Origin of the sequence: Rhodococcus sp. DMU1 (genome assembly GCF_012272955.1) — a bacterium.
Lineage (GTDB): Bacteria > Actinomycetota > Actinomycetes > Mycobacteriales > Mycobacteriaceae > Rhodococcus > Rhodococcus aetherivorans.
In genome coordinates this window covers 5,887,817-5,911,585 of record NZ_CP050952.1, presented here as the reverse complement: position 1 = coordinate 5,911,585, position 23,769 = coordinate 5,887,817, and the positions used below count along the sequence as shown (strand labels likewise).

The following is a 23,769-nucleotide window of genomic DNA, read 5'->3' as shown; positions in this document are numbered from 1 at the left end:
AGGCTCGGGCGCATCAGGACTCCACACACAGCAGGAGGAACCACATGGCAGGCGACACCGTCATCACCGTCATCGGCAATCTGACGGCTGATCCCGAGCTGCGTTTCACCCCGGCGGGAGCTGCGGTCGCGAACTTCACCGTCGCGTCGACGCCCCGCATCTTCGACCGTCAGTCCAACGAGTGGAAAGACGGCGAGGCGCTGTTCCTGCGCTGCAACATCTGGCGCGAGGCGGCGGAGAACGTGGCCGAGAGCTTGACCCGTGGCTCGCGCGTGATCGTGCAGGGCCGCCTCAAGCAGCGCAGCTACGAGACGCGTGAAGGCGAGAAGCGCACTGTCGTGGAGCTCGAGGTCGACGAGATCGGCCCCTCGCTCCGCTACGCGACGGCCAAGGTCAACAAGGCCAGCCGTGGCGGTGGCGGGGGCGGCTTCGGTGGTTCCTCCGGAGGATCGGGTGGGGCTCGTGCCAGCGCGAGCACCGGCGGGGACGACCCGTGGGGCAGCGCGCCGGCGGCGGCGGGCTCCTTCGGCGGGGACGACGAACCCCCGTTCTGATCCGACCTTCGATCGGAACATTCGGAAAGTACGGAGAAAGACCATGCCTAAGGCGCCCGCGCGCGAAAAGGTTTTGAAGAAGAAGGTCTGCACCTTCTGCAAGGAAAAGAACGTGCAGATCGACTACAAGGACACGACGCTGCTGCGTAAGTACGTCAGCGATCGCGGCAAGATCCGCGCTCGCCGTGTCACGGGCAACTGCGTGCAGCACCAGCGCGACGTTGCCATCGCTGTGAAGAACTCGCGTGAGGTGGCCCTGCTTCCTTACGTCTCGACGGCTCGCTAAGGAAAGGGAGGGACACACGATGAAGCTCATTCTCACCGCTGACGTGGACAACCTCGGTGCGCCTGGCGACACCGTCGAGGTCAAGGACGGCTACGGCCGCAACTACCTGCTGCCCCGCGGCCTGGCGATCGTCGCCACCCGTGGTGCCCAGAAGCAGGTCGAGGGCATCCGCCGCGCCCAGGAGGCTCGTGCGGTGCGCGGCCTCGATCATGCCAAGGAGCTCAAGGCCGCCATCGAGGGCCTCGAGAACGTCTCCCTGGCCGTGAAGACCGCCGGGGACTCGGGCAAGCTGTTCGGCTCGGTCACCGCGGCCGACGTCGCCGGCGCCATCAAGGCCGCCGGTGGCCCGGTCGTCGACAAGCGCATCATCGAGCTGCCCAAGGCGCACATCAAGTCGACCGGCAAGCACACGGTCGTCGTGAAGCTGCACCCGGACGTGACCGCGAAGTTCGATCTGAACGTCGTGGCCGCCTGATTCCGGCTCCCGAAGAGCCCTGCACACACTGTGTGCAGGGCTCTTCGTCGTCTTTCCACAGGGGCTGTGGATAACCCCACAGGGGTACCGGTAGGTTTGTGATCCGCGGCACGGCATTCCGGGGCCGGGAGGACGGAACACGCCCGGAAACACATCCGTGGCGACACGCCGAATCGATTGTTCTCCACACCTGTGAAAGTCGATTTTACCGGTCTGAACAGCAGCGATGCGAAGTGCGAGATGCGTTGTCCCCAGGTTGTCCCCAAGGGGTGCACAAGGCCGTCCTCCCCTTTCCACAATTCATCCACAGTTGTGTGCACAGGCGGATTTGGACGCCGCCCTCCGAGTGCCTAACGTCGAGCGCGCGCGTCCCGGACGACGTGTCGGTGGGGCCGGGTAGAAGTGGTGTCGAGCGCCGGTGGACGGGGTCTGTCCGCGGCGGAGGTGCCGAGAAGGGGAAGGACGGCGTCGCGTGGCTGTAGTAGACGATCGGGGCCATTCCGACTACCCGGGACCGCCCGAGGAGCCGGCCGGCGACTTCGGCCGCCAGCCCCCGCAGGACATGGTTGCGGAGCAGTCCGTGCTCGGTGGCATGCTGCTCAGCAAGGACGCCATCGCCGACGTGCTCGAAGTGCTGCGGCCCGGCGATTTCTACCGCCCCGCCCATCAGGCCGTCTACGACGCCGTCCTCGACCTCTACAGCCGCGGTGAGCCCGCCGACCCCGTCACGGTGTCCGCGGAACTCGACCGGCGCGGAGAACTCCGCCGCATCGGGGGCGCCGCCTACCTGGTGACCCTGACCCAGACCGTGCCCACCGCTGCGAACGCGAGCTACTACGCCGAGATCGTCGCCGAGAAGGCCATCCTGCGCCGCCTCGTCGAGGCCGGAACGCGCATCGTCCAGTACGGTTACGCCGGCTCCGAGGGCCAGGACGTCGCCGAGGTCGTCGACCGGGCCCAGGCCGAGATCTTCGAGGTCTCCGAGCGCCGCACGTCCGAGGACTTCGTCCCGCTCGAAGAGCTGTTGCAGCCCACCATGGACGAGATCGACTCGATCGCCAGCCGCGGCGGCATCTCCCTCGGTGTGCCCACCGGATTCGCCGAGCTCGACGAGGTCACCAACGGCCTCCATCCCGGGCAGATGATCATCGTCGCCGCCCGTCCGGGCGTCGGCAAGGCGCTGGCCCTCGACACTCCCCTGCCCACCCCCGGCGGTTGGACGACCATGGGCGAGGTCGCCGCCGGCGACGAACTCCTCGACGCCCACGGCCGCCCCACCCGGGTGCTGGCCGCCACCGAGGTGCTGCACGGCCGGCCGTGCTTCGAGGTGAAATTCTCCGACGGCACCGTCCTCGTCGCCGACGAACAGCACCAGTGGGTCACCTCCGACGGCGGCCCGTCGCGCGTGCGCACCACCGGGGAGATCGCCGCGTCCCTCGCGGACGGTCACGTCGTCGGCAATGTCGCCGCGCTGCAGCTGCCCGTCGCCGATCTGCCCGTTGCCCCGTTCACCCTCGGCGCCTGGCTCGGCGGCCCCTCCGCCGATCCCCACGTGCACATGCGGGTGCAGGGCGAGGGCGGGTTCGCCGAGGAACTCATGACGCTCGGCGCCCGCATCCCCGGCGCCTACCAGCGGGCAGCGGAACGGCAGCGGCGCGAGCTGCTCGCCGGTCTGCTCGACGCCGGCGGCCACGTCGGCGACGACGGCACCGTCCGCTTCGAATCCGACTGCGCCCGTCTGCGCGACGACGTCGCCGAGCTCCTGGCCGGCCTCGGCTACACCTGCACCACCACCGGCTCCACGGTGCGCTTCGCCACCGACGACGACGTCTTCGTCCTCCCCAGCAAGGCCAAGGCGCACAAGGAGACCCGCACGGGGGTGCCGCGGGAACGCCGCATCGTCGCCGTCCGCCCCGTCGAGTCCGTGCCGGTGCGGTGCGTCGAGGTCGACGGCGAGCACCTGTACCTCGCCGGACGGTCCATGATCCCCACCCACAACTCCACGCTCGGCATGGACTTCCTGCGGTCCTGCTCCGTCAAGCACGGCATGGCCTCCGTCATGTTCTCCCTCGAGATGGGCAAGACCGAAATCGTCATGCGGCTGCTCTCGGCCGAGGCGAAGATCAAGCTCGGCGACATGCGTTCGGGCCGCATGACCGACGACGACTGGACCCGGCTCGCCCGGCGGATGAGCGAGATCAGCGAAGCGCCGCTGTACATCGACGACTCCCCCAACCTGACGATGATGGAGATCCGCGCAAAGGCGCGGCGCCTCAAGCAGAAACACGACATCCGGCTGATCGTCGTCGACTACCTGCAGCTGATGACCTCCGGTAAGAAGGTCGAGTCCCGCCAGCAGGAGGTCTCCGAATTCTCCCGTAGCCTCAAGCTTCTCGCGAAGGAGCTCGAGGTCCCGGTGGTCGCGATCTGTCAGCTCAACCGTGGCCCCGAGCAGCGCACCGACAAGAAGCCGATGGTCTCCGATCTTCGCGAGTCGGGTTGCCTCACTGCGAGCACCCGCGTCCTGCGCGCGGACAACGGCTGCGAGGTCACCCTCGGCGAGTTGCTGGCCAGTGGTGAACAGCCCGTCGTCTGGTCGCTGGACGAGCGCATGCGTATGGTCGCCCGCCCGATGACCAAGGTGTTCCCGAGCGGACGCAAGGAAGTGTTCCGTCTGACGCTCGACTCCGGGCGTCAGGTCGAGGCCACCGCGAACCATCCCTTCCTCACCGTGGACGGGTGGATTCCCCTCGGCGAGCTGACGGCCGGGGAGCGCGTCGCAGTACCCCGCGCGGTTCCTGCCCCCCTCGAGACGCACGCCGTCTCGGAGGACGACGTCGTCGCGCTGGCTGAGCGCACCGTCGCCGATAGCTCTGTTCCGCCACAGGCATTCTCGCTGCCGAAGGAACAGATCGCCGCGCTCGTGTGCCACGTCTGGGAGGGCAACGGGATCGTCGCGTGGGACGCGGTCGAAGGACGAGCCGCTGTCCGGTATCCGTCCGCAGACCGGCGCCTCGCCGACGACTTGGCCCGCCTTCTCCTGCGAATCGGTGTCTTCGCTCGGATCGCCGCGGCCGGAACAGGCTCGGGCTGGGATGTTGTCGTCACCGGTCCGGAGAATCAGGCCGTCTTCCTGCACGACGTGGGTGCACACGGCACTGCGGCGCAGTGGGTGCTCGCTCAGCTCGGGCCGAAGCTCGTACGCCACGACGCCGACACCCTGACACCCGACGTCGAGGCGACGCTGAGCCGGCTCCTCGCAGTCGAGGAGCTCGCCCCCCGTGAGCTGGTCGCGGCCGCGGCTTCGCGGTCCGCAGGGGGTTCGCGATCGAGTCTGGCCCAGGTGGCGGGCGTCCTCGACACCGCCGGCATCGAAATGCTCGCCACCAACAATGTGTACTGGGACGAGATCGTGTCCGTCACCAGCATCGGTGAGCAGGACGTGTTCGACGGGACCGTCCCGGGCACACACAACTTCGTTGCCGACGGCATCTCGGTGCACAACAGTCTCGAGCAGGACGCCGACATGGTGATCCTGCTGCACCGGCCCGACGCATTCGAACGTGACGACCCGCGCGGCGGCGAGGCGGACCTGATCCTCGGCAAGCACCGCAACGGTCCGACCGCCACCATCACCGTCGCGCACCAGCTGCACCTGTCGCGGTTCGTGGACATGGCGCGGGGCTGAGAGATCCGGTTCGCATCACTTAGCGACGTCCGACGGATTCGCTCACCGATTCGGAATCTACCCACGCAATTGACGCGGCAAATTCCGAATCAGTGAGCAAGTTTCGAGTGTTACCGCACCGGCCGGCTCGTCGACAGCGCGAGGGCGCCGAGTACGCCGACGGCGGCGAAGGCGTAGAAGCCCCAGGGGTAGGCGACGCCGGCCTGCAGCAGCGCGCCGCCGAGGATCGGACCGCAGATCGCGCCGATGCGGCCCACGCCGGCGGACCAGCCGAGCGCCGTGGCGCGTGCCTCGGCCGGGTAGGCCGCGCTCGTGAAGGCGTAGACGAGTACCTGGGAGCTGAAGACGAAGCACCCGGCGAGGAACACCAGCACGTAGACGCCGTAGGCGAGGTTGATGCTGAGCGTGGCGAGGAACAGCGCGGCGAGCGTGAACCATGCGATGCCCGCGGTGCGGGCACCGATCCGGTCGGCGACGCGGCCGGCGACGAGCAGGCCCGCGACGGCACCGGCGTTGAGCACGAGCAGCAGCGACAGCGACGCACCGAGGTCGTATCCGGCTTCCCGCATGATCGTCGGCAGCCAGGTGTTGAGGCCGTAGACCAGGAGCAGGCCCATGAATGAGGTGACCCAGATGGACACGCTGGTGCGCAGCAGCTGCGGCGAGAACAGAGTCCGCACCGGCGATCCCGGTTTCGAGGTCTTCGCGACATCCGCGGGGCGGTCGGTGTCCGACGGCACCGTGGTCACATCGATGGGCGGAAGTCCGTAGTCGGCGGCGATGCGCTCGGATTCGTCGTGCCGGCCTCGCACCGACAGGTAGGCCGGCGACTCGGGCAGGTAGCGGATCATCAGCGGGACGAGGACGAACGCCGGCAGGGTGCCCGCGATGAACATCGAACGCCACCCCGAACTTTCGAGGAGAACGAGGGCCAGCAGCGCGGTCGCCACGGCGCCGACGTGATAGCCGGTCATGACGGTCGTCGACGCGGATCCCTTTTTGCCGGGCATGAATTCGGCGACGATCGCCAACGCGGTGGGCAGTGCGCCGCCGAGCCCGAGACCCGCGAGGAAGCGCAGGCCGCCGAGCATCTCCGGCGAGGTCGCGAATGCACACGCGAGTGTCAGCACCGAGAAGGCGGTGACGGAGAAGATGAGGGTGCGTCGCCGGCCGAGGACGTCGGTGAGGGTGCCGATAGCCAGGGCTCCGAGTGTCATGCCGACCAGGCCGGCGGTCGAGATGACCGTGAGGCCGCCTGCGTCGAGGTTCCAGTCCGGGTAGTCCAGCAACGCCGGATTCACCGCGCCGAGAACGACGAGGTCGAAGCCGTCGAGAAGTACCGCGACCCAGCACAGCGCGACGACGAGACTCGCGGAGCGGGTTGTGTGTCGGGGCGCCTGGGCGGCGGTCCGATCCGAGCTTGTTCGCATAGTGCACACCTGTTCGTAACCGAGTGATCGTTCGGATTGTGACTGCGCGCGCTGCGATACGTCAACTCGGCCGCGGCGCGGGGCCGACCGCGAAAATTGATCAGGCAGAATCTATTTCACTCAGCGAAAACGGCCATTGTGCTTACGGTCCGGGGATGGTGGGGGTCGGGATCCGCTCTGGCCGAAAATTCACGCGCCGCACCGGAATTCGCTGCGGCAGTTCAGCGCGCGAATTCCGGTGCGGCGTGCGGATCACGGTCGCCGTCGTGCCGGGGCGGCCCGGGAACCGATCGTTCGAGTGTTGTGGCTCAGGTTCCGGTGTCCGAGGGATGTCGGAACGGGAGATCCTGCAGGTGAACTCGCTCGGGTTCGATGAGCGACACGATCGCTGAGCGCATGGGGAAGTCGCTGCCGATGTAGCGGTTGCTCATTCGGTCCATGATCGCGACCGCTTCGTCGCCTTCGAGTTCCTCGACGACCCGGCCGCGGACGACGACCGACCGATACGGGTTGTGCTCATCGCAGACCGACACGGCGACGCGCCCGTCACGGCGCAGATTGGCGACCTTCCGGTTCTCCTGAGCGGAGAATATCGCCAAGTGATCACCTTCGACCGCGATCCACACCGGGGAGACGTGCGGCGAGCCGTCGGGCATGAGCGTCGCGACGTGCGCCATGTTCCGCGCCCCGAGCAGAGCCCGCACGTCGCCGGACAGATCGGCCATGCCCGGTAGCCTACTCGCGCCGACGACGGTGCCGAGGCTGTTTGCCGCCGCAGGGGAATCAGCCCGCCGCGTAGCGGGAGAAGGTGATGCCGGAACGGAAGGCGTTCGCTGCGAGCAGGCGCAGCCGCGGCAACGCGAATCCGTCCGGAAACAACCGGCGTCCGCGGCCCTGCACGACGGGATGGACGAACAGCCGGTATTCGTCCACGAGTCCGGCCTCGATCAGGGCGTGGCACAGCGAGATGCTGCCGGTGACCACGATGTCCCGGCCCATGCGCGCCTTCAGGGCGCGTATCGCGGCCAGAGGCTCGGCGGAGAGGACGGTGGTGTGCTGCCACTGCGGATCCGTCACGGTCGAGGACACCACGTACTTCTGCACCTGGTCGAGATACGCGGAGATGCCCGTGGGATCGTCGGTCCGCCCCGGCCAGTAGCCCCGGAAGTCCTCGAACGTCCGTCGGCCGAGCACCAGCGCGTCGGACTCGCTGTCCTGCCGGTGCAGTTCCGCCAGATGATCCGAATTGTCCACCTCCGCCTGACCCTGGGGGTCGAACCAGTCCCCCAGCATCTCGATCGAACCGTCGAGGGTGACGTTCTGGGTGATGGCAAGTGTCCGCAACGGGTCCCTCCTTCCGACGTGATGCCCGTGTCGCTCCGCCTACGGGATACCGACCGCCCGGGCGCCGGGAACTCATCGCGACCACGCCTACGACGCGGACATGTAACACGATTGCCGTCTCGAACGACTTTCCGACCGACGCGTCGACACCACAATCAGGGTCGTCGGCACGGACCGACTTCGGATGGGGATTGACCATGGCACTTGACTGGGCGGTGCGAAACAAGCGGATTGTCGCGGCTGCGGTGGCACCCGTGGCGCTGGGCGCGGCGGCGGTGGTCGCCGTCGCTGTCTCGGAACCGTCGGCTCCGTCGACGGCCCCGACGACGCTGACCGCCTCGGTCACCGAGTGCCACGACATGGTCAGCATCGCGGTCGGCGGGCGCAACGACAGTCCCCGCCCCGGCACCCACGCGATGCTCCTCGACGCCGACGGGAACCCCCTGCCGGCCGCATCGTCCACCGACTTCAGCAGCCCCTGGGTCGACGAGGTCGTGAACGCGCCGCGGGACGACGTGCCCGAAGGTTCCTACTCCGCCGTGTACGTCGAGTACCCGGCGAACATGTCGTCGTACGACGACGCCGTCGAGGCCGGCGTGGACAACGCCGAGACCGTGATGCAGGCGATCCGCCAGGCATGCCCCGACACGAAGTTCGCCGTCGTCGGGTACAGCGAGGGCGCCGACGTGGCGCGCCGCGTGGCGATGGAGATCGGCAACCAGGAAAGCGCCGAGGACGGGTCGTACGAGATCGTCGATCCGGATTCGGTCGTGGGTGTGGTCATCCTGGCCGACGCCGGGCGCACGGCGGGTGAGGGACCGTTCCCCGGCGCGGAGGACGAGTTCCGCAACCCGGACGGATTCGACCTCGCCTACCAGTCGGGCCGGAACAGCGCGTCGGGCAGCGGTTCGCTGCCGGGCACCTCGGGGAGCTTCGGGGCGCTGGACGGCAAGGTGGCGTCGTTCTGCTCGGAGGGCGACCTGACCTGCTCCGCTCCGGAGAACATCGCCCTGCTGCAGCTCGCGGTGAACGTAGGACGGCAGTTGAACGTCGACGCGCTCGAGCGCGACGGGCTCACCCCGGAGACCGCGCTGGACGTCGCCACGGTCCTCGGGCGGATCGCCATGGCCGCGTTCGCCGACATCCAGTCGCAGGAGAACTGGATGCAGAGCGACGAGACCTTCCTCGACGTCCTCATCAAGGTGTCGGATCCGTCCTACGAACCGGCCGCCCGCGACGTCGCCTCGACCGGCACGGACGGCGAGATCACCTCCGGTGAGCTGATCGACCTGACCTATCTGCCCGCGAAGCTGCGCAACGAGGTCATCGGATTCATCGCCGACAACGAGAACACCCTCGAGGTGGCGCTGAGCGATCCGTACCAGCAGACCCTCGGGCCGGACACCGGGCACCACTTCGACTACTGGCGCGATTCCGACCCCGAGAACGGAAAGCCCCTGACGTCCGCGCAGTACGCGGCGGCATGGCTGACCCATCTGGCGAAGCAGGCCGAGAGCGGCGAGCTCGACAAGGCCGAGGCCGAGGCGACCGCTCCGCAGCTCGTTGTCTCGTCGAAGCCGATCGATCCGGCGCCGCTCCCGCCGACGACGGACGGCGACGTGGAGAAGGCCGCCGCCGGGGCCACCACGACCACGCCGACGACCACGTCGTCGACCCCGGCGTCGCCGACTCGGGCCGCGGCCTCCTCGTCGGCTTCGCCGGCACCGGTGCCGCCCGTCCCGGCTGCGGCCCCGGCTCCCTCGCCCGCGGCCCCGGCTCCCTCGCCCGCAGCGCCGTCCCCGCTGCCGGCCGTGGAGCCCCTGCCTGCCGTGGAGCCGCTGCCGACCGTCGAGCCGACGACCGTCGCCCCGACGACCGCGGAGTCGAGTGCCCCCGGGACCACGACGCCGGCCGCAACCACCACCCCGACGACCACGCCGGTGCCTCAGCCGTAGGCCGGCTGAGGGCTCGCCTCGCGGATCGCCCTGGCCCTGGTCGTCGACGCGACGACCAGGGCCAGGGCGGCGAAGGCGGGCAGCGGATGGCCGAGCAGAGTCGCGACGGCGAGGTCGGCGGCCACCGCGCCGGTCGCCATGGCGAAGACCCACGGCGGCGCGGCGGGCAGCTTCGCTTTCCCGGCCGACCACGGGGTGCGGCCCCACGGTTTCGCGACCGACAACCACGCCTGGAACGCGAGGGCGCTGATCATCAGAGCGGTGCCCGCGATCATCGGTCCCGCCGGTCCGGACGTGCCGTCGCGGACGGCGGCCACCGAGCCGTTCAGGCCCGCCGACAGCAGGAAGATCCCCAGGTTCACCTGGACCACGGTGAGGACGAACTTGATCGCCACCCACCAGTAGCGCAGGAATCCCCACGGCGTCGCCGCCGCGAGGAGAAAGCCCGTGAACGCCGACGCGTTGGCCAGCGGAGCGAGCAGCGTGCCGTCGAGGTGCTGCGCCATGGTCGTGCCGGCCACCCGCACGGCGGGATCCACCGCGGTGCGGCTCAGCGTCAACAGGACGAGCAGCGCGAGGGCCTGGCCCATCCATCCCACGGACGTGACCACGTGCAGCCACACCGTCGCCTGCCGCCACCGCTGCCCCGGACGCTTCGCCATATGGTCCACTGTCGTCCGGCAGGCGCCGCAGGGTAATCCGGGATCACCCGGAGAATCCCCCTGAAATCCGGTGCCCCGGGTTCAGCCGTGCTCGATGTACGACTCGAGTTGGTCGCGTTCGCACTGCAGTTCGTCGATCCGGCTCTTCACGATGTCACCGATGCTGACGATGCCCACCAGGTGGCCGTCCACCACGACGGGCAGGTGCCGGATCCGGCGTTCGGTCATGGTCTCGGCCAGGCTGTTCACCGTGTCGGTGGGCAGGCACGTGGACACCGTCGTGCTCATGATGTCCCGGACACGGGCGTCGAGCAGGGCGGGACCGTGCTGGTGGAGCCGGCGCACGACGTCGCGTTCGGAGACGATGCCGATCACGGCGTCGCCCTCCACCACGACGAGGGCGCCCACGTTGTGGCGGGCGAGTTCACCGATCATCTCGTCGACCGAGAGGTCCGGATCGACCGTGGCCACGACCGGCCCCTTGTTCCGCAGCACGTCCGCGATCCGCATCCGGGCACCCCGATCCATCCGCTCCCAGTCATCCGCCGTGACGGCGATCGATGGTTGTCGATCTTATTCCTGCAGGTCGACGAGACCCCGTGTGGTTATCCAGTCGTGACTCGATGGGCCGTACCGCGCGTCGGATCGTTATCCGGTGGCGTCGCCCATCACCGCGCCCTCGCGACGGGGGTCCGCGCCGCCGACCCATCCCGACTCGTCCCGGCGGAGCGCACTCAGTCCGCTGGACTGCGGGAGCACCGCCACCTGATGGCCTCGCGCGCGCAGCTCGGCCACCAGCGGATCGCGTGCGCCGTCGTCGCTGCCGTCGATCGCCGGATGCTCGCCCCCGACCCCGGTGACCGGGGTGTTCGCCGCGCCGAACGCTACCGCCGACACCGCCTGCTGCGGGTCCAGGCCCCAGTCGAGCATCCCGACGAGCGTCTTGACCACGTACTGGATGATGACGGAACCGCCCGGCGAGCCGACGACGATGCGCAGGTCGCCGCGGCTGCCGTCGGGATTGCGATCGAAGACGAGCGTCGGCGCCATCGAACTGCGCGGTCGCTTGCCCGGTTCGACGCGGTTGGCCACCGGCACCCCGGCCTTGTCCACGGGTTCGGCGGCGAAGTCCGTCAGCTGGTTGTTCAGCAGAAAGCCGTCGACCATGTGGAACGACCCGAACGCCGATTCGATCGTCGTGGTCATCGAGGCCACGTTGCCGTATTCGTCGGCGATGGAGATGTGGCTGGTGCCGTGTTCGCGGTCCTGTGGTGGGGTGCCCAGGGGCACCGGCCCGAAGTCGCCGGGTTGTGCCGTGCCCATGCTCCGGCCCGGGTCGATGAGGCCCGCACGCCCGCGCAGGTAGTCGTCGTCGAGCAGCGTCTGCGGCGAATTGCCGGGCAGGGGAACGAAGTCCGAGTCCGCCACGTACTTGTCGCGGTCCGCGTACGCGAGGCGCTCGGCCTCGGAGATCAGGTGCACGGCGTCGGCGGTCGGCTCGCCACCGTTCTCGTCGACGTCGGTCGGTCCCAGCGCGGACAGGTCGAAGTTCCCGAGGATGCCCATCGTCGCAGCCACCGCGATCCCGCCCGAGGACGGGTTCGGCATGCCACAGACCTCGTGCGCCCGATAGGGCGTGCAGAGGGGGGTGCGCTTCTTCACCTCGTAGCCGGCGAGGTCGTCGACCGTCATCGTCCCGGGGGTGCGGCCGCCCGCCTCGGTGGTGGTGGCGTCGACGATGTCCCGGGCGAGGGCTCCGGTGTAGAAGGCGTCGGCGCCGCCGGACGCGATGGCGCCGAGCGTCTTCGCCATGGCCGGGTTGACCAGGACGGTGCCCGCGGTCTTGGGCGTGCCGTCGGGGTTCAGGAAGTACGCCCGCGCCTCGTCGTCGACGGCGAGGTCGGGTGCCGAGTCGGCGATCGACTCGGCCATCCGGTCGCTGATCACCACCCCGTCGTCGGCGAGGGAGATGGCCGGGTCGAACAACCGGGCCCACTCCGTGCCCCCGTGTTCGCGGTGCACCTCCTCGAGCAGGCGCACCACTCCGGGCACCCCGATCGAGCGGCCGCTGGCCCGGGCGTCGGGCCGGGGCGCGGTGCGGTCGGTGTCGCTGATCCAGCGCAGGTAGTTCTCGGTGGCCGACATCGGTGCCGTCTCCCGGCCGTCGTACGCCTGCACCTGCCCGGTCTCCGCGTCGTAGTAGAGCAGGAAGGCGCCGCCGCCGATCCCCGACGACTGGGGCTCCACGAGCCCGAGCACCGTCTGCGCGACGACCAGCGCGTCGGCGACGGTGCCGCCGTCGCGCAGCACCTTGCACGCCGCCTCCGTCGAGACCGGGTTGGCAGTGGACACCGCGTACGACGCGGTCGTCACCGCCGTCATGTCGTCGCGGTAGCCGGTGGCGACCTCGGGGTTGGTGGCCAGGTCCCTTTCGGACGCCGACGGGGCGGGCGGGGCGGCGGACAGCGGGGTGCCGTTGGGGACGTGGATGCATTCGGCGGTCCCCGACGAGTCGTCACCGGCCGACGTGCAGGCGCCGAGCAGCGCGACGGACAGTGCCGCGGCGATCGCGACGCGGATCGTGGAGCCCACCTTCGCCACCGGTGTCATCTCGCCGACGGTAACAGCGGCCACCGGTGCCCGAAGTGCTTCCCGCGAGATCCGTTTCGGCCGGGCCGTCGTGCCGGGCCACCGCGTCCAGCCGCGAACCTTCCGGTCACCCGCGTGCGGCACGACTGTTGTGTGTGGCCGATCGGCGCGCGGCTGTGGAGCGTATCCGCTATCCCAGCAGCACAATTCCGGTGAGGGCGATCGCCGAGACCCACACCGTGGATGCGGCGGCGAGCGCGAAGGGCCGCCAGCCCACGCCCCGCAGGACGTCGATGCGTACGGCGGTGCCGAGCGCGAACATGGCGGCGGTGAGCAGCGCCGTCTGCGCGAGCCGGGCGACGTCCAGAGCCGGGTCGGGGAGCAGGCCGGTGGCGCGCAGGGCCACGCAGCCGAGGAAGCCGAGCAGGAACAGCGGCACCAGCGGGGGCCGCCGCATTTCGGTCTGCTCGCGGCTGCGGCGGCGGGACACCGCGCCGATCCAGGCGACCACGGGCGCGAGCATCGCGACCCGGGCGAGCTTCACGGTCACGGCCACCGCAAGGGCACTCGCGCCCAGCGCCCCGGCGTTGCCGGCGTCCACGGCTTCCCCCGCGGCGACGACCTGCGCCACCTCGTGGATCGCGGCGCCGGCCCACATGCCGGCCTGGGTGGTGTCGAGTCCCAGCGCGGAGGCCGCGAGCGGCAGGCCGGGGATCATGGCGGTGCCGAAGACGACCACCAGTGCGACGGCGGTGACCACGTGCTGCTTGCGGGCGTCGACGACCCCGTCCACCGCGGCGACGGCGGCGGCGCCGCAGATCGAGAAGCCGCAGGCGACGAGCAGGCGCTGGGTCCAGTCGAGCCCGAGGATCCTGCCCAGTGCCATCGTTCCGGCGATGCCGCCGACCACCACGGCCACGACGAGGCCGAGCACGCCCCAGCCGAGGGCGAGCACGTCGGTGACGAGGAGTTGCAGACCGAGGAGGGCGACCCCGATCCGGAGCAACCGGCGCGAGGCCACGGCCAGGCCGGGTTCGGTGGACGCCGGGAGCGAGGTCGTGTTGGCCAGGAGTGCGCCGAGGACGATGGCGATCAGCAGGGGGCTGATGCCCCCGGCGAGCCGGGCGGCGACGAGGGCCGCCGCTGCCGCCGCAGCACAGACGGCGAGTCCCGGAAGCGGAGCGCGCAGGCGTACCGCGGCCGGAGCCGAGAGCGTCTGGAGAGAAGTGGCCATGGTCTCCACCCTGGCGGGTGGCGTGCGTCGCGGATAGACGGTGTTTCGGCATCACCTCATATCGATTCGATATGAGACAGGGCCGCGGTAGGCACGGCCGCGCCGCCGCGAAGCGAACTTCATCGCCGGTGTGCGAGCGCCCGCACCGCGACGTCTCCCACGGTCTGCAGCGCCTGCACGAGCACGATCAACACCACCACCGCGACCATCAGGACCGGGGTGTTGAAGCGCTGGTACCCGTAGACGATGGCGAAGTCGCCGAGCCCGCCGCCACCGACGACCCCGGCCATCGCGGAGTAGCCGACCAGCAGAACCGCGGTGAGGGTGGCACCGGAGATCAGAGACGAAAGCGATTCGGGAAGAAGTACTTTGGTGACGATCTGCCGGTTCGAGGCCCCCATAGCCCGGGCCGCGTCCACCCGCCCACGCGGAACCTCTCGCAGCGCGCTCTCGACGATGCGGGCAAAGAACGGGATCGCGCCGATCGTCAAGGGGACGAGCGCGGCGGTCGGCCCGATCGCAGTCCCGACCACCAGACGGGTCACACCGATCAGCGCGATCAGCAGGACCAGGAACGGCAGCGAACGGAACACGTTGACCACGGCCCCGACCACGAGATACAGCGTGCGGATCGGGCGCAGCCCGTCCGGCGCGGTCACGTGCAGCAGAACACCCACGAGCACCCCGCCCACGACGGTGAGGAGGAAGGCGACGCCCACCATGTAGAGGGTGTCGAGCGTGGCGGCCCACACCTCGGGCAGGGCGTCGTACCAGCTGAGTTTGTTCATGCCCCGACCCTCGCCACGACGCCGGTCGTCCACGCGACGGTGACGTCGGGCAGGGCGGCGAAGAATCGGTCCACCGCGTCGCGATCCACGTCGCCGTCGAAACGCACGTGCAGCTTGCCGATGTCGGTACCGGCGACACGGTCGACCCGGCCACCGACGACCGCGACGTCGACCCCGACGTCGCGGGAGAGCCGGGACAGCCACGGCGTGGCGACGGCAGAGCCGCGGGCGGTGACGAGCGCGGTCACGTCCCCGTTCTGCTCGCCGACGCCCGCCGGCAGCAGCGCATCACCGAGGCGGGAGAGGGGGTCGGCCACGAGATCGGCCACGGGACCGGATTCGACGATGCGGCCCCCGTCCAGCAGCGCCGCCGACGTGCAGATCCGGCGCACCACGGACAGCTCGTGGGTGACGACGACGATGGTGACGCCGAGGGTCCGGTTGACGGTCGCGATCAGATCGAGCACCTGCTCCGTGGTGGCCGGGTCGAGGGCACTGGTCGCCTCGTCGCACAGCAGGACGTCGGGCTCGGCGGCGAGTGCGCGCGCGACGCCGACGCGCTGCTGCTGCCCGCCGGACAACTGCGAGGGGAAGGCGTCCCGCTTGTCGGTGAGCCCGACCAGCTCGAGCAACGTCTCGGCCCGGTCCCGTCGCTCCGTCCTCCGTACGCCGGCGACCTCGAGCGGAAACTCGACGTTCGCGCGGACGGTGCGGGAGTGCAGGAGGTTGAACTGCTGGAACACGGTGCCGATGCGGCGACGGGACGCGCGCAGCCGGCCTTCGGACAGGTGCGAGAGGTCCTCGCCGCGCAGGAGGATGCGTCCGCTCGTGGGGCGTTCCAGCAGGTTCAGGCACCGCAGCAGCGTGGACTTGCCGGAACCGCTGGGGCCGACGATGCCGAAGACCTCTCCCTCGTCGATCCTCAGGTCGATTCCGCGGAGTGCGTCGATCGTGCCGGTGCCGCCCGTTGCCGGGTACGACTTGGTGAGTCCGTCGACGACGATCACGCGCCGACCTCGTGGACGGGTACGACCGCGCCGTCGTAGTTCTCGGCGATCCAGGCGGCGACCTCGGGCGACTCGAGGGCGTCCGCGAGGGCGGTGACGGCGGGATCGGACGCATCCTCCGATCGCACCACGAGGATGTTCTCGAACGGGTTGTTGTCGACGGATTCCCGCACGATGCTGTCGTCCGCGGGGTTGAGCCCCGCTTCGAGCGCGTAGTTCGAGTTGACGACCGAGGCCGTGATCGCCGGATCGTCGACGGTGCGCGCGAGCTGCGCGCGTTCGAGCTCGACGAACCTCAGGTTCTTCGGATTCGAGACGATGTTCGCGGCAGTGACCGTCGCGATGTCCGCTTCGGACAGCGGCTTGTCGAGTTCGAGCAGGCCCGCCGACTCCAGGAGGTAGAGCGCACGCGCGAAATTGGTCGTGTCCTTCGGCAGCGCGATCGTGTCGCCGTCCTTCAGGTCCGCGACCGCGGCGATCTTGTTCGAGTACAGGCCGAGCGGTTCGAGGTGTACGGCGGCGACCGACTCGAGGTTGTCCACGCCCTTCTGCTGCTGCCAGTCGGCGAGGTACGGGTGGTGCTGGAAGAAGTTGGCGTCGACGTCACCGGCTTCGAGCAACTCGTTCGGGTCCACCTCGCCGGTCACGGGCTTGATGTCGAGGACGACGTCGCCGAGCGCACCGGATTGCCGCACGTGTTCCAGGATTTCGACGTGCGGTGTCGCGGAGGCGGAGATCACGAGCGTGTCCTCACCGGTCCCGGAGGCGGAGCAGGCGGCCAGCCCGGTGGCCAGGGCGACGGCGGAGACCACGGACAGGGTGCGGCGCAGAGTCATTCGGAGTGTTCGCTTTCGTCGAGATCGCCGGGCCGGCCGGCGAGGAGGGGGGAGTTCGAGAGGTCGGCGTGATGGCGCTCGGTGACGTTGGGGTGTGCCCGCAGCCGTGACTTGAGCGCGTTGAGCCCGTACACGGCGTGCAGGGCGTCACCGTGCTCGTCCGCACCCACCCCGCGGGCCTCGGCGGCGAGTGCGCCGGGCAGCGGCACATGCGGCAACGCCTGATCCAGTGCGGGATTGAGGAAGAACGGCAGGGATACCCGGTCGGTGCCGGGAGCCGGCGGAAGGACCCGGTGCGTCGTCGCCTTCAGGTAGCCGCCGGTGGCCAGTTCGAGGAGTTCGCCGATGTTGACGACGAAGTGTCCGGGCAGGGGTTCGACGTCGACCCAGGTGCCGTCGATCTCCACCTGGAAGCCGGTGCTTCCGGGTTCCGGATAGAGCAGCGTGAGAACTCCCACGTCCTTGTGACTGCCCACACCCTGTCCGGTGATCGATCGGTCGTGGCCCGGGTACCGTACGATCTTCAGCAGCGGATCGGGGTCCGCGAACGCGCCGTCGAAGAAATCGGCTGGTGCGGAGAGGGATTCGGACCATGCCCGGAGGAGTCGACGGCCGACCGCGCCGGCCTGCTCGATCCACTGCAGCGCGAGCGTCCGCAGCTGCGGCACCCGGCTCGGCCACAGGTTCGGACCGTGCAGCACCTCCCACGGCCGCTGGGGGTCGAACTGTGCCACCGGAGCCCGTTCGGGGCCGATGTCGAGTTGCTCGCGCCAGTCCACATATCCCTGGGTTCGTTCACCCCCGACGCGGGTGTAGCCGCGGAAATGAGGCGAGTGGGAGTTCTCGATCTCCAGCTTCACGGGGTCGGGCAGGGCGAAGAACGCGCGTGCCGCCGCGATCAGCCGGTCGGCGAGGGCCGGGTCGATGCCGTGGCCGGCCAGGTGGAAGAAGCCGACCTCGTGCGTGACCCGGCGCAGCCGGTCGAGCAGGGCGGCCCGGGTGGCGGCATCGCCGTCGAGGCCTGTGAGGTCGACGACGGGCAGGGTGGTCGAGGGAGGCATCGCAGGGAGTCCTTTCGGGCCACGTCGAGCGCCGGGTGCCCGGGAAACGGGCAACGCGGCACCGGCGGCCGGAGGAGATGTCAGTATCGGGAGACGCGGGTGCGTCCGGTGGGACGGCTGTCAGCGACAACAACACGCCGGGGCGTGCGTGCCCACGACGCGTGCGATCACGACCTGCGCGTGACTGGTGCCGACCATCTTTCCTCCGATGGGCCGCGGGCGCGGCCCGTTCGTGGCGGGAATCCGCCCTCGGTGCTGCCGGACGGTCACGCTATCCAGTGGACGGGTCTCGGACAACCCACGCCCTTTCGGGCGGGTCCGACCTGCACCGATTTCGGATCACGACGATCGCAATCCTGGTCCGCACCCCGGTGCACGGCTACCGTGACGCCGATGCCGAGACGACGACGGCGACGTGTCCGGCCGGGCGCAACGGTTCCGATCACCTCGAGGACAACCCTTCGCGGACGCCCACCGGGACGGCAGACTCTGTAGTTCGTGCGCTTCCAGATCCTCGACATCATCTTCAACCCGCCGCATCCGGTCACCGGCGACGTCGTCGCTCCCGCGGAGCGCCTGAACCGCGTCGTCGAGATGGCCGTGCTCGCCGAGCAGCTCGGCATCGACAGTTACTCGGTCGGCGAACGTCATGCCGGCGACGTGCTCTCGTCCAGCCCGATCGTCGTCCTCGGTGCCATCGCACAGGCCACCGAGCGGATCCTGTTGTCCACGGGTGTGACCGTGCTGTCGGTGCTCGATCCCGTGCGCGTCGCCGAGGATCTGTGCACCGTCGATCAGCTGAGCCGGGGCCGCCTCGAGATCGTCATCGGCAAGGGCAACGAGGTGCTCCAGTACCCCCTGTTCGGCCTCGACATCGGCAAACAGTACGACTACCTCACCGAGAACTACGAACTGCTGCGCCGGCTGCTGCGGGAGGAACACGTCGACTGGTCGGGTGAGTACCGAGCGGCACTCGCCGATGTCACGACGCTGCCCCGCCCGTTCGACGGGCCGTTCCGCATCTGGCACGGATCCGCCACGTCGGCGCGGGCAGTGGACCTGGCGGCGAAGTGGGGAGACCCGATCGTGACGGCCAACGCCCTGCAGCCCCGGGAGAACTACAAGGTCCTGATCGATCGATACCGCGAGCACTACGCCGCACACGGTCACGACCCGGCGAAGGCCTACGTCGGATCGGGTTCGGGCGGGTTGTTCCTCGCGGACACCACGGAGAAGGCGATCGAGGAGTACCGGCCCATCTACGAAGGTGCGGTACGCCAGGCCGACAAGAGGAAACATGATCCGGGCGCCGTCGGCAAGACCACCAGCTTCCGCACGATCGAGGAGGCGGTCGAGCGGGGTCCGGCCCTGGTCGGTTCGCCGGATCGCGTGGCCGAGAAGATCCTCGACTACCACGAGTGCTTCGGCCACGTCCTCCAATCCGTATCCGTCAACCACGTGCTCGACTTCGAACGCCAGAAGGACACCCTGCGTCGATTCGCCGAGGAGGTCGTGCCGCTGGTGCGCGCGGAGGTACCGCCGACGACGCTGTGGAGCGAATCCGACACCGAGCGCGCCAGAGGGTTCACCGCCGATTCGCCGGTGGGCAGCCGATAGCGATCCGTCGACCGGCCGGGAACCGGCCAGAAGGGCTCCACTCGTGACCACGTCTCACCCACTCACAGCGAACCCCGGCGCCGGCGCGGATCGGGTGGTCGCTCGCTCCGATGCTCTCGAACGACGCGGTGCTCTCGAACGACGCGGTGCTCTCGAACGACGCTTCGGTGCTGCCGACACGGCCGGCCCCTGGAACGCGGTGCTGGCGACTCAGCTGGCGCACCGGTCGGTGCGCCGGTTCCTCGACCGTCCCGTCCCCGAGGATCATCTGCGCGCCGTCGTCGCCGCCGCGTCGTCCGCGGCCAGCTCGAGCAATCTGCAGCTGTGGTCCGTCGTCGCCGTCACCGACCGCGAGCGGATCGATGCGCTCGCCACCCTTGCGGGCGATCAGGATGCGGTCCGCCACGCGCCGCTCTTCCTGGTCTGGCTCGCAGACTTCGCCCGCTCGGAGCGCATCGCTACGGTCCACGGCCGAGAACTCGTCAACGCGGACTTCGCCGAGGGCACCCTGCTCGGCGTGGTCGACGCGGCCCTGGCCGCGCAGAATGCCGTGGTCGCGGCGGAATCGGTCGGCCTGGGCACCGTGTACATCGGTGGCATCCGCAACGAGCCCGAGCGCGTCGCCGACGTCCTGGAACTGCCGCAGCGGGTCTTCCCGGTCGTCGGCCTCTCGGTCGGCTTCCCCGATCCGGCGGAGCGGGCCGAGGTCAAGCCGCGACTCGGTTTCGACGTGGTGTGCCACCGGGACCGTTACCGACTCGAGGCGCAGGACGCGGGTATCGCCCGGTACGACACCCGCGCCGAGGACTTCTACCGTGGACAGGGCCTGCCGGGCAGCTGGACCGGGCGAATCGTGGCACGACTGACGGATCCGGGTACCCTGGGATCGCGCCGCCGACTTCGAGACGCGTTGCGCGAAAGGGGTTTCCCGACGAACTAGGGGCGCCGGCAACCCCGGCACCGCCTCGGCTGTGCCCCGACGAAGACCGTCGGGGCCGGCCACGATCGACTGCAGACAGGTGAGGATCGAGCACTATGACCGAAACAGCGTGGAGCCGCAGGCACGTGGACCTGTGCCGCACCCGCTCGTGTCTCTGTGCCTCCTGACCTGAGTACGTGTCTTCCCGACTCCTCCCTCCGTCTCGGTATGTACCTCCTTCAAGGAACGGCTATGTCCCTGTCGATGTCGAATGCCCTCGAATACTCCGCCACCGCCGCATCGGAGCACGCTCCGGGCGTCCGTGGCGACCAATACCGCTCGGCCCTTCGGCGGCACCCCGCCGGGGTCACGATCGTCACTCTCGAATCCAGCTCCGGCCCGGTCGGGTTCACTGCGACGTCCTTCGCTTCGCTCTCCCTCGATCCGCCGCTGGTCTCGTTCAACATCACCGACACGTCGTCGAGCATCGGCGCCGTCCGCTCGGCCGAGTCGTTGGTGATCCACCTGTTGGGCGACCATCAGCAGCATCTCGCGCAGCGCTTCGCGCGCAGCGCGGCGGAGCGGTTCTCCGACGAGTCGCTCTGGACCCGACTCGAATCCGGTGAACCCGTCCTGCACCACACGCCGGTCTGGCTCCGGGTTGTCGTCGACCGGTTGATTCCGCTCGGTGACAGCACTCTGGTCGTCGGTGTCGTGGTTCGTGCGCACGAGGACTCGAATCCGGCGGAGGGCAAGCGTATTCCGTTGCTCTACCACGAGGGCGCCTACCACCGCCCCGTCGCATTGGAGGAGTGAATCATGAGTCGCCTGCCGAGTCTCCGGAACGAGTGTCCGAGCTGTCGCCGCACCGCATCGCCCGTCAGCTCGTCGGATCCCCTCCTCGACCGGAGCCTCACATGGAATCCTCGACACTCGCAATGACGTAGTCACCGACGCCGGTGCCGAACTCGTTCTCGTCCTGCGACTGCCCGACATCGGAACACACTCTTCGCGTGACCTGGCGGCGCTCGCCGATGCCCTTCGCGAGGCCGCCCAGGATCTGGCTCCGGGCGTGAGCACCCATACGGTGCTCAGCCCGACCCCCATCCCGTTGATCATCGACCTTCCCGCCCGCGACGTCCTGCTCGATGGCCGGCGAGTACTGCTCAGCCACAGCGAGTTCGAGATCCTCGCCTATCTCGTCCGCAACCCGAGGACCGTGGTGTCCCGGGCCGTCCTGCGTGACCTCGGGACCGGGGTGCGGGAGGTGGACAGTCGCGGCCGGAACGTCGATGTCCACGTCTCCCGGATCAGGACCAAATTGCAGCAATTCGGCAGCATCATCTCCACGGTCCGCGGCAGCGGATATCGCTTCGACCCGCACCAGGCCGTTCACATCACGGAACTGCTGACGCGGCGGTGCGCGTGACGCCGGGCGACGATGCCGTCGAGTCCGCGGTGGATACCGCCGCCGCCTCGGACCTCGCGAGGACTGAAAGCGGGGCGAGAGAACGAACTCTCGCCCCGCCTCTCGGACAGCGGTCAGGAGGCGGGGAGGAGCCCGCGGTCCTCGGTGCCGAAACGCCGCAGGACCTCCACCACAGCGGGTGACGGTGTTGCCAGACCTCGTGATTCGAGCCACGGCAGGGTGCCGTCGACGATGTGCTCGATCGTGAACTCGGCGCCGAGCGGGAGAAGGGTGACGCCATCGGCCACGCGGGTGGTGTGGATGTCGGCGATCAGTCCGGCGAGTCCGTGCGGGGTGCCGATGTAGGACAGGGTGTCTGCGCGACGACCGCCGTCGAGCAGCGCATACCGCTTGCGCGCGCCGCGGGCCTCCTCGGCGACGAGCACCTCGAGATCGACCAGGACGCTGACGCTGTCGGGGTCGCGACCGTCGGCGCGGGCTTGGGAGCGCGCCCGTTCGCGGAGCTTCGCGCTCTTCCTCAGGTCGGCGGCGCGGATGCGGACCACGTTCGACGGCGAGGCGCTCAGGTCGAGCGCCGGTTCGTCGGCGCGTCCGGTGGTCAGATCGGCCCAGTAGTGCGGGCCCTCGGGTCCGGCGAGTTCGACGGCGATGCGCAGGGGACGGGTGGAGGATCGGGCATCATTGTGCGACAAGGAGTTTCTCCTGGATCTGTCGATGCACCGGTGGGTTGTTCCGGTGCATCGTGCGGAAGGGGCTGTGGGCAGTCAGCCCGTACAGATGCCCGAGGAGACCCGGCCCAGATCGACGTGACGACGGCACCAGCGGGCGACGACGGTCGCTGCGGTCTCGGGTGCCATGGGCGATATCCTACACAATCGGTCGGGAACGCTCGATTCGGTGGTGGACCCGTCGTTCGGGGTCGCGGAAGTGCCGACGGACCCGGCGGTGCCCGCGCCCCGGGCGCGGGCAGATCGGGTTCGCTGCCGGGGAAGTGATGAGACGCTAGTCGGCGCGGATGGCTTTCTCGACCTCATCTTCGCTGATCTGCTTGGTGCAGAAGAACCAGTCCTCGCACTCGACGCCTTCCTCGGCGCCGGCCATCCGGTCCGCCGCGACACCGCACGAGCCGGCGGTCGGGACGATCACGCGGTCGCCGGGACGCCAGTCGGCGGGCGTGGCCACCTCGAACGCGTCTGCGGTCTGCAGGGCCTTGATCACGCGGAGCAGCTCGTCGAAGTTGCGACCCATGCTCAGCGGGTAGTAGATGATCGTGCGGATGATCCCGCCGGGGTCGACGACGAATACCGCCCGGACGGCCTTGGTGGAGTCTTCGCCCGGCATGATCATGCCGTACTTGCGGGCCACCTCCATCGTGATGTCCTCGATGAGCGGGAACGTCACCTCGACGTTGCTCATGCCGTTGAAGGTGATCTTGTCCTTGATGGTGCGCAGCCAGGCGATGTGGCTGTAGAGGCCGTCGACCGAGAGTCCGACCAGTTCGGTGTTGTACTTGCGGAACTCGTCCTGCATCGAGGCGAACGTGATGAATTCGCTGGTGCACACGGGGGTGAAGTCGGCCGGGTGGGAGAACAGGATCACCCACTTGCCCTGGTAGTCGCCGGGAAAGCTGAGTTGCCCCTGTGTGGTCACCGCGGTGAAGGCGGGTGCCGGGTCGCCGATCCGGGGCATCGAGGTCACGGTCCGGGCGGGAGTGTCTGCGGTGGTCATCGGTCACCTCGTCGATCGAGAGTGGATCGCGGAACAATGCCAGCATATACCCCATAGGGTATGGGGTCGAGGGCTTCGCCGGTTCCGCCCCGGCCGCCGCTACTCCGGAAAGGAATTCTTCGGGCCGTCCTCGGCCCCCATGGCTTTCACCTCGGAAACCGGGGTGA

The 23,769-nt window shown here is 69.2% G+C and carries 23 protein-coding genes; 9 read left to right on the top strand and 14 right to left on the bottom strand.

The annotated features are described in order from the left end of the window. Window positions 1-44: 44 nt before the first annotated feature. The 4 genes from HFP48_RS27100 to dnaB all read left to right on the top strand — a co-directional run bounded on the left by HFP48_RS27100 (window position 45) and on the right by dnaB (window position 5,003). Window positions 45-554 carry a single-stranded DNA-binding protein gene (locus HFP48_RS27100; RefSeq protein ID WP_006932313.1) on the top strand — a complete coding sequence of 170 codons (510 nt, stop codon included), beginning with the start codon at window positions 45-47 and terminating at the stop codon, window positions 552-554. A gap of 43 nt (window positions 555-597) precedes the next feature. After that, a complete protein-coding gene (gene rpsR, locus HFP48_RS27095) occupies window positions 598-840 on the top strand; it encodes a 30S ribosomal protein S18 (RefSeq protein WP_003938621.1) in 243 nt (80 codons plus the stop codon). A 19-nt stretch (window positions 841-859) separates the two neighbouring features. Further along, window positions 860-1,315, top strand: coding sequence for a 50S ribosomal protein L9 (rplI, locus tag HFP48_RS27090; protein ID WP_006932315.1), 456 nt, complete (start codon window positions 860-862; stop codon window positions 1,313-1,315). Between the two features lie 472 nt (window positions 1,316-1,787). Further along, window positions 1,788-5,003, top strand: a complete 3,216-nt coding sequence (dnaB, locus tag HFP48_RS27085) for a replicative DNA helicase (RefSeq protein WP_168580408.1) — start codon at window positions 1,788-1,790, stop codon at window positions 5,001-5,003. 110 nt (window positions 5,004-5,113) lie between these two features. Here the strand turns inward: dnaB and HFP48_RS27080 are convergent, their stop codons facing one another. The 3 genes from HFP48_RS27080 to HFP48_RS27070 all read right to left on the bottom strand — a co-directional run bounded on the left by HFP48_RS27080 (window position 5,114) and on the right by HFP48_RS27070 (window position 7,777). After that, the gene (locus HFP48_RS27080) at window positions 5,114-6,433 is read right to left on the bottom strand and encodes an aromatic acid/H+ symport family MFS transporter (RefSeq protein WP_168580407.1); all 1,320 of its coding nucleotides are present in this window, start codon (window positions 6,431-6,433) and stop codon (window positions 5,114-5,116) included. Between the two features lie 308 nt (window positions 6,434-6,741). After that, entirely contained in the window at window positions 6,742-7,158 is a 417-nt protein-coding gene (locus HFP48_RS27075; RefSeq protein ID WP_029546701.1) for a TIGR03618 family F420-dependent PPOX class oxidoreductase, read from the bottom strand. A gap of 58 nt (window positions 7,159-7,216) precedes the next feature. Next, window positions 7,217-7,777 (bottom strand): dihydrofolate reductase family protein, encoded by a 561-nt coding sequence (locus HFP48_RS27070; RefSeq protein WP_029546700.1) that lies wholly within the window; start codon window positions 7,775-7,777, stop codon window positions 7,217-7,219. A gap of 197 nt (window positions 7,778-7,974) precedes the next feature. Between HFP48_RS27070 and HFP48_RS27065 the strand changes: the two genes are divergently transcribed. Beyond that, window positions 7,975-9,732 (top strand): cutinase family protein, encoded by a 1,758-nt coding sequence (locus HFP48_RS27065; protein WP_050036155.1) that lies wholly within the window; start codon window positions 7,975-7,977, stop codon window positions 9,730-9,732. On the opposite strand, the gene HFP48_RS27060 is transcribed toward HFP48_RS27065, so the two are convergent. From HFP48_RS27060 to HFP48_RS27025, 8 genes are all read right to left on the bottom strand, one after another. Beyond that, a complete protein-coding gene (locus HFP48_RS27060) occupies window positions 9,723-10,394 on the bottom strand; it encodes a hypothetical protein (RefSeq protein WP_029546698.1) in 672 nt (223 codons plus the stop codon). The genes HFP48_RS27065 and HFP48_RS27060 overlap by 10 nt on opposite strands. An 81-nt stretch (window positions 10,395-10,475) precedes the next feature. Then, window positions 10,476-10,904 (bottom strand): CBS domain-containing protein, encoded by a 429-nt coding sequence (locus tag HFP48_RS27055; RefSeq protein ID WP_029546697.1) that lies wholly within the window; start codon window positions 10,902-10,904, stop codon window positions 10,476-10,478. Between the two features lie 138 nt (window positions 10,905-11,042). After that, on the bottom strand, window positions 11,043-13,004 hold the full coding sequence (locus HFP48_RS27050) for a gamma-glutamyltransferase family protein (protein ID WP_029546696.1): 1,962 nt from the start codon (window positions 13,002-13,004) through the stop codon (window positions 11,043-11,045). A 169-nt stretch (window positions 13,005-13,173) separates the two neighbouring features. Next, window positions 13,174-14,217, bottom strand: coding sequence for a putative sulfate exporter family transporter (locus HFP48_RS27045; RefSeq protein ID WP_006943674.1), 1,044 nt, complete (start codon window positions 14,215-14,217; stop codon window positions 13,174-13,176). Window positions 14,218-14,336: 119 nt separating this feature from the next. Next, window positions 14,337-15,005, bottom strand: a complete 669-nt coding sequence (locus HFP48_RS27040) for a methionine ABC transporter permease (RefSeq protein ID WP_029546695.1) — start codon at window positions 15,003-15,005, stop codon at window positions 14,337-14,339. Then, complete coding sequence (locus tag HFP48_RS27035; RefSeq protein WP_102031753.1) at window positions 15,002-16,012, bottom strand: methionine ABC transporter ATP-binding protein; 1,011 nt, start codon at window positions 16,010-16,012, stop codon at window positions 15,002-15,004. The genes HFP48_RS27040 and HFP48_RS27035 overlap by 4 nt, the downstream gene beginning before the upstream one ends. Continuing rightward, window positions 16,009-16,848 carry a MetQ/NlpA family ABC transporter substrate-binding protein gene (locus tag HFP48_RS27030; RefSeq protein WP_006943671.1) on the bottom strand — a complete coding sequence of 280 codons (840 nt, stop codon included), beginning with the start codon at window positions 16,846-16,848 and terminating at the stop codon, window positions 16,009-16,011. The genes HFP48_RS27035 and HFP48_RS27030 overlap by 4 nt, the downstream gene beginning before the upstream one ends. Beyond that, window positions 16,845-17,909: a 2-oxoglutarate and iron-dependent oxygenase domain-containing protein gene (locus HFP48_RS27025; RefSeq protein WP_010596238.1), complete on the bottom strand. Its 1,065-nt coding sequence runs from the start codon at window positions 17,907-17,909 to the stop codon at window positions 16,845-16,847. The genes HFP48_RS27030 and HFP48_RS27025 overlap by 4 nt, the downstream gene beginning before the upstream one ends. A gap of 498 nt (window positions 17,910-18,407) precedes the next feature. Here HFP48_RS27025 and HFP48_RS27020 point away from each other — a divergent pair, with 498 nt between their 5' ends. From HFP48_RS27020 to HFP48_RS27010, 3 genes are all read left to right on the top strand, one after another. Continuing rightward, a complete protein-coding gene (locus tag HFP48_RS27020) occupies window positions 18,408-19,526 on the top strand; it encodes an LLM class flavin-dependent oxidoreductase (RefSeq protein WP_010596237.1) in 1,119 nt (372 codons plus the stop codon). A 94-nt stretch (window positions 19,527-19,620) separates the two neighbouring features. Then, complete coding sequence (locus HFP48_RS27015; protein WP_168580672.1) at window positions 19,621-20,466, top strand: NADPH-dependent oxidoreductase; 846 nt, start codon at window positions 19,621-19,623, stop codon at window positions 20,464-20,466. 231 nt (window positions 20,467-20,697) lie between these two features. Continuing rightward, on the top strand, window positions 20,698-21,261 hold the full coding sequence (locus tag HFP48_RS27010) for a flavin reductase family protein (protein ID WP_168580406.1): 564 nt from the start codon (window positions 20,698-20,700) through the stop codon (window positions 21,259-21,261). A gap of 97 nt (window positions 21,262-21,358) precedes the next feature. Here HFP48_RS27010 and HFP48_RS31765 read toward each other — a convergent pair whose 3' ends face one another. Next, window positions 21,359-21,529, bottom strand: coding sequence for a hypothetical protein (locus tag HFP48_RS31765; RefSeq protein ID WP_246872489.1), 171 nt, complete (start codon window positions 21,527-21,529; stop codon window positions 21,359-21,361). Here HFP48_RS31765 and HFP48_RS27005 point away from each other — a divergent pair. Beyond that, window positions 21,518-21,874: a winged helix-turn-helix domain-containing protein gene (locus HFP48_RS27005; RefSeq protein ID WP_246872488.1), complete on the top strand. Its 357-nt coding sequence runs from the start codon at window positions 21,518-21,520 to the stop codon at window positions 21,872-21,874. The two genes, HFP48_RS31765 and HFP48_RS27005, sit on opposite strands and share 12 nt — an antisense overlap. A gap of 113 nt (window positions 21,875-21,987) precedes the next feature. Here HFP48_RS27005 and HFP48_RS27000 read toward each other — a convergent pair whose 3' ends face one another. Together HFP48_RS27000 and HFP48_RS26995 are read right to left on the bottom strand one after the other, a co-directional pair. Continuing rightward, window positions 21,988-22,566, bottom strand: a complete 579-nt coding sequence (locus tag HFP48_RS27000) for a hypothetical protein (protein WP_168580405.1) — start codon at window positions 22,564-22,566, stop codon at window positions 21,988-21,990. A 310-nt stretch (window positions 22,567-22,876) separates the two neighbouring features. Further along, window positions 22,877-23,602, bottom strand: a complete 726-nt coding sequence (locus tag HFP48_RS26995; RefSeq protein ID WP_210432785.1) for a peroxiredoxin — start codon at window positions 23,600-23,602, stop codon at window positions 22,877-22,879. Window positions 23,603-23,769: the final 167 nt, after the last annotated feature.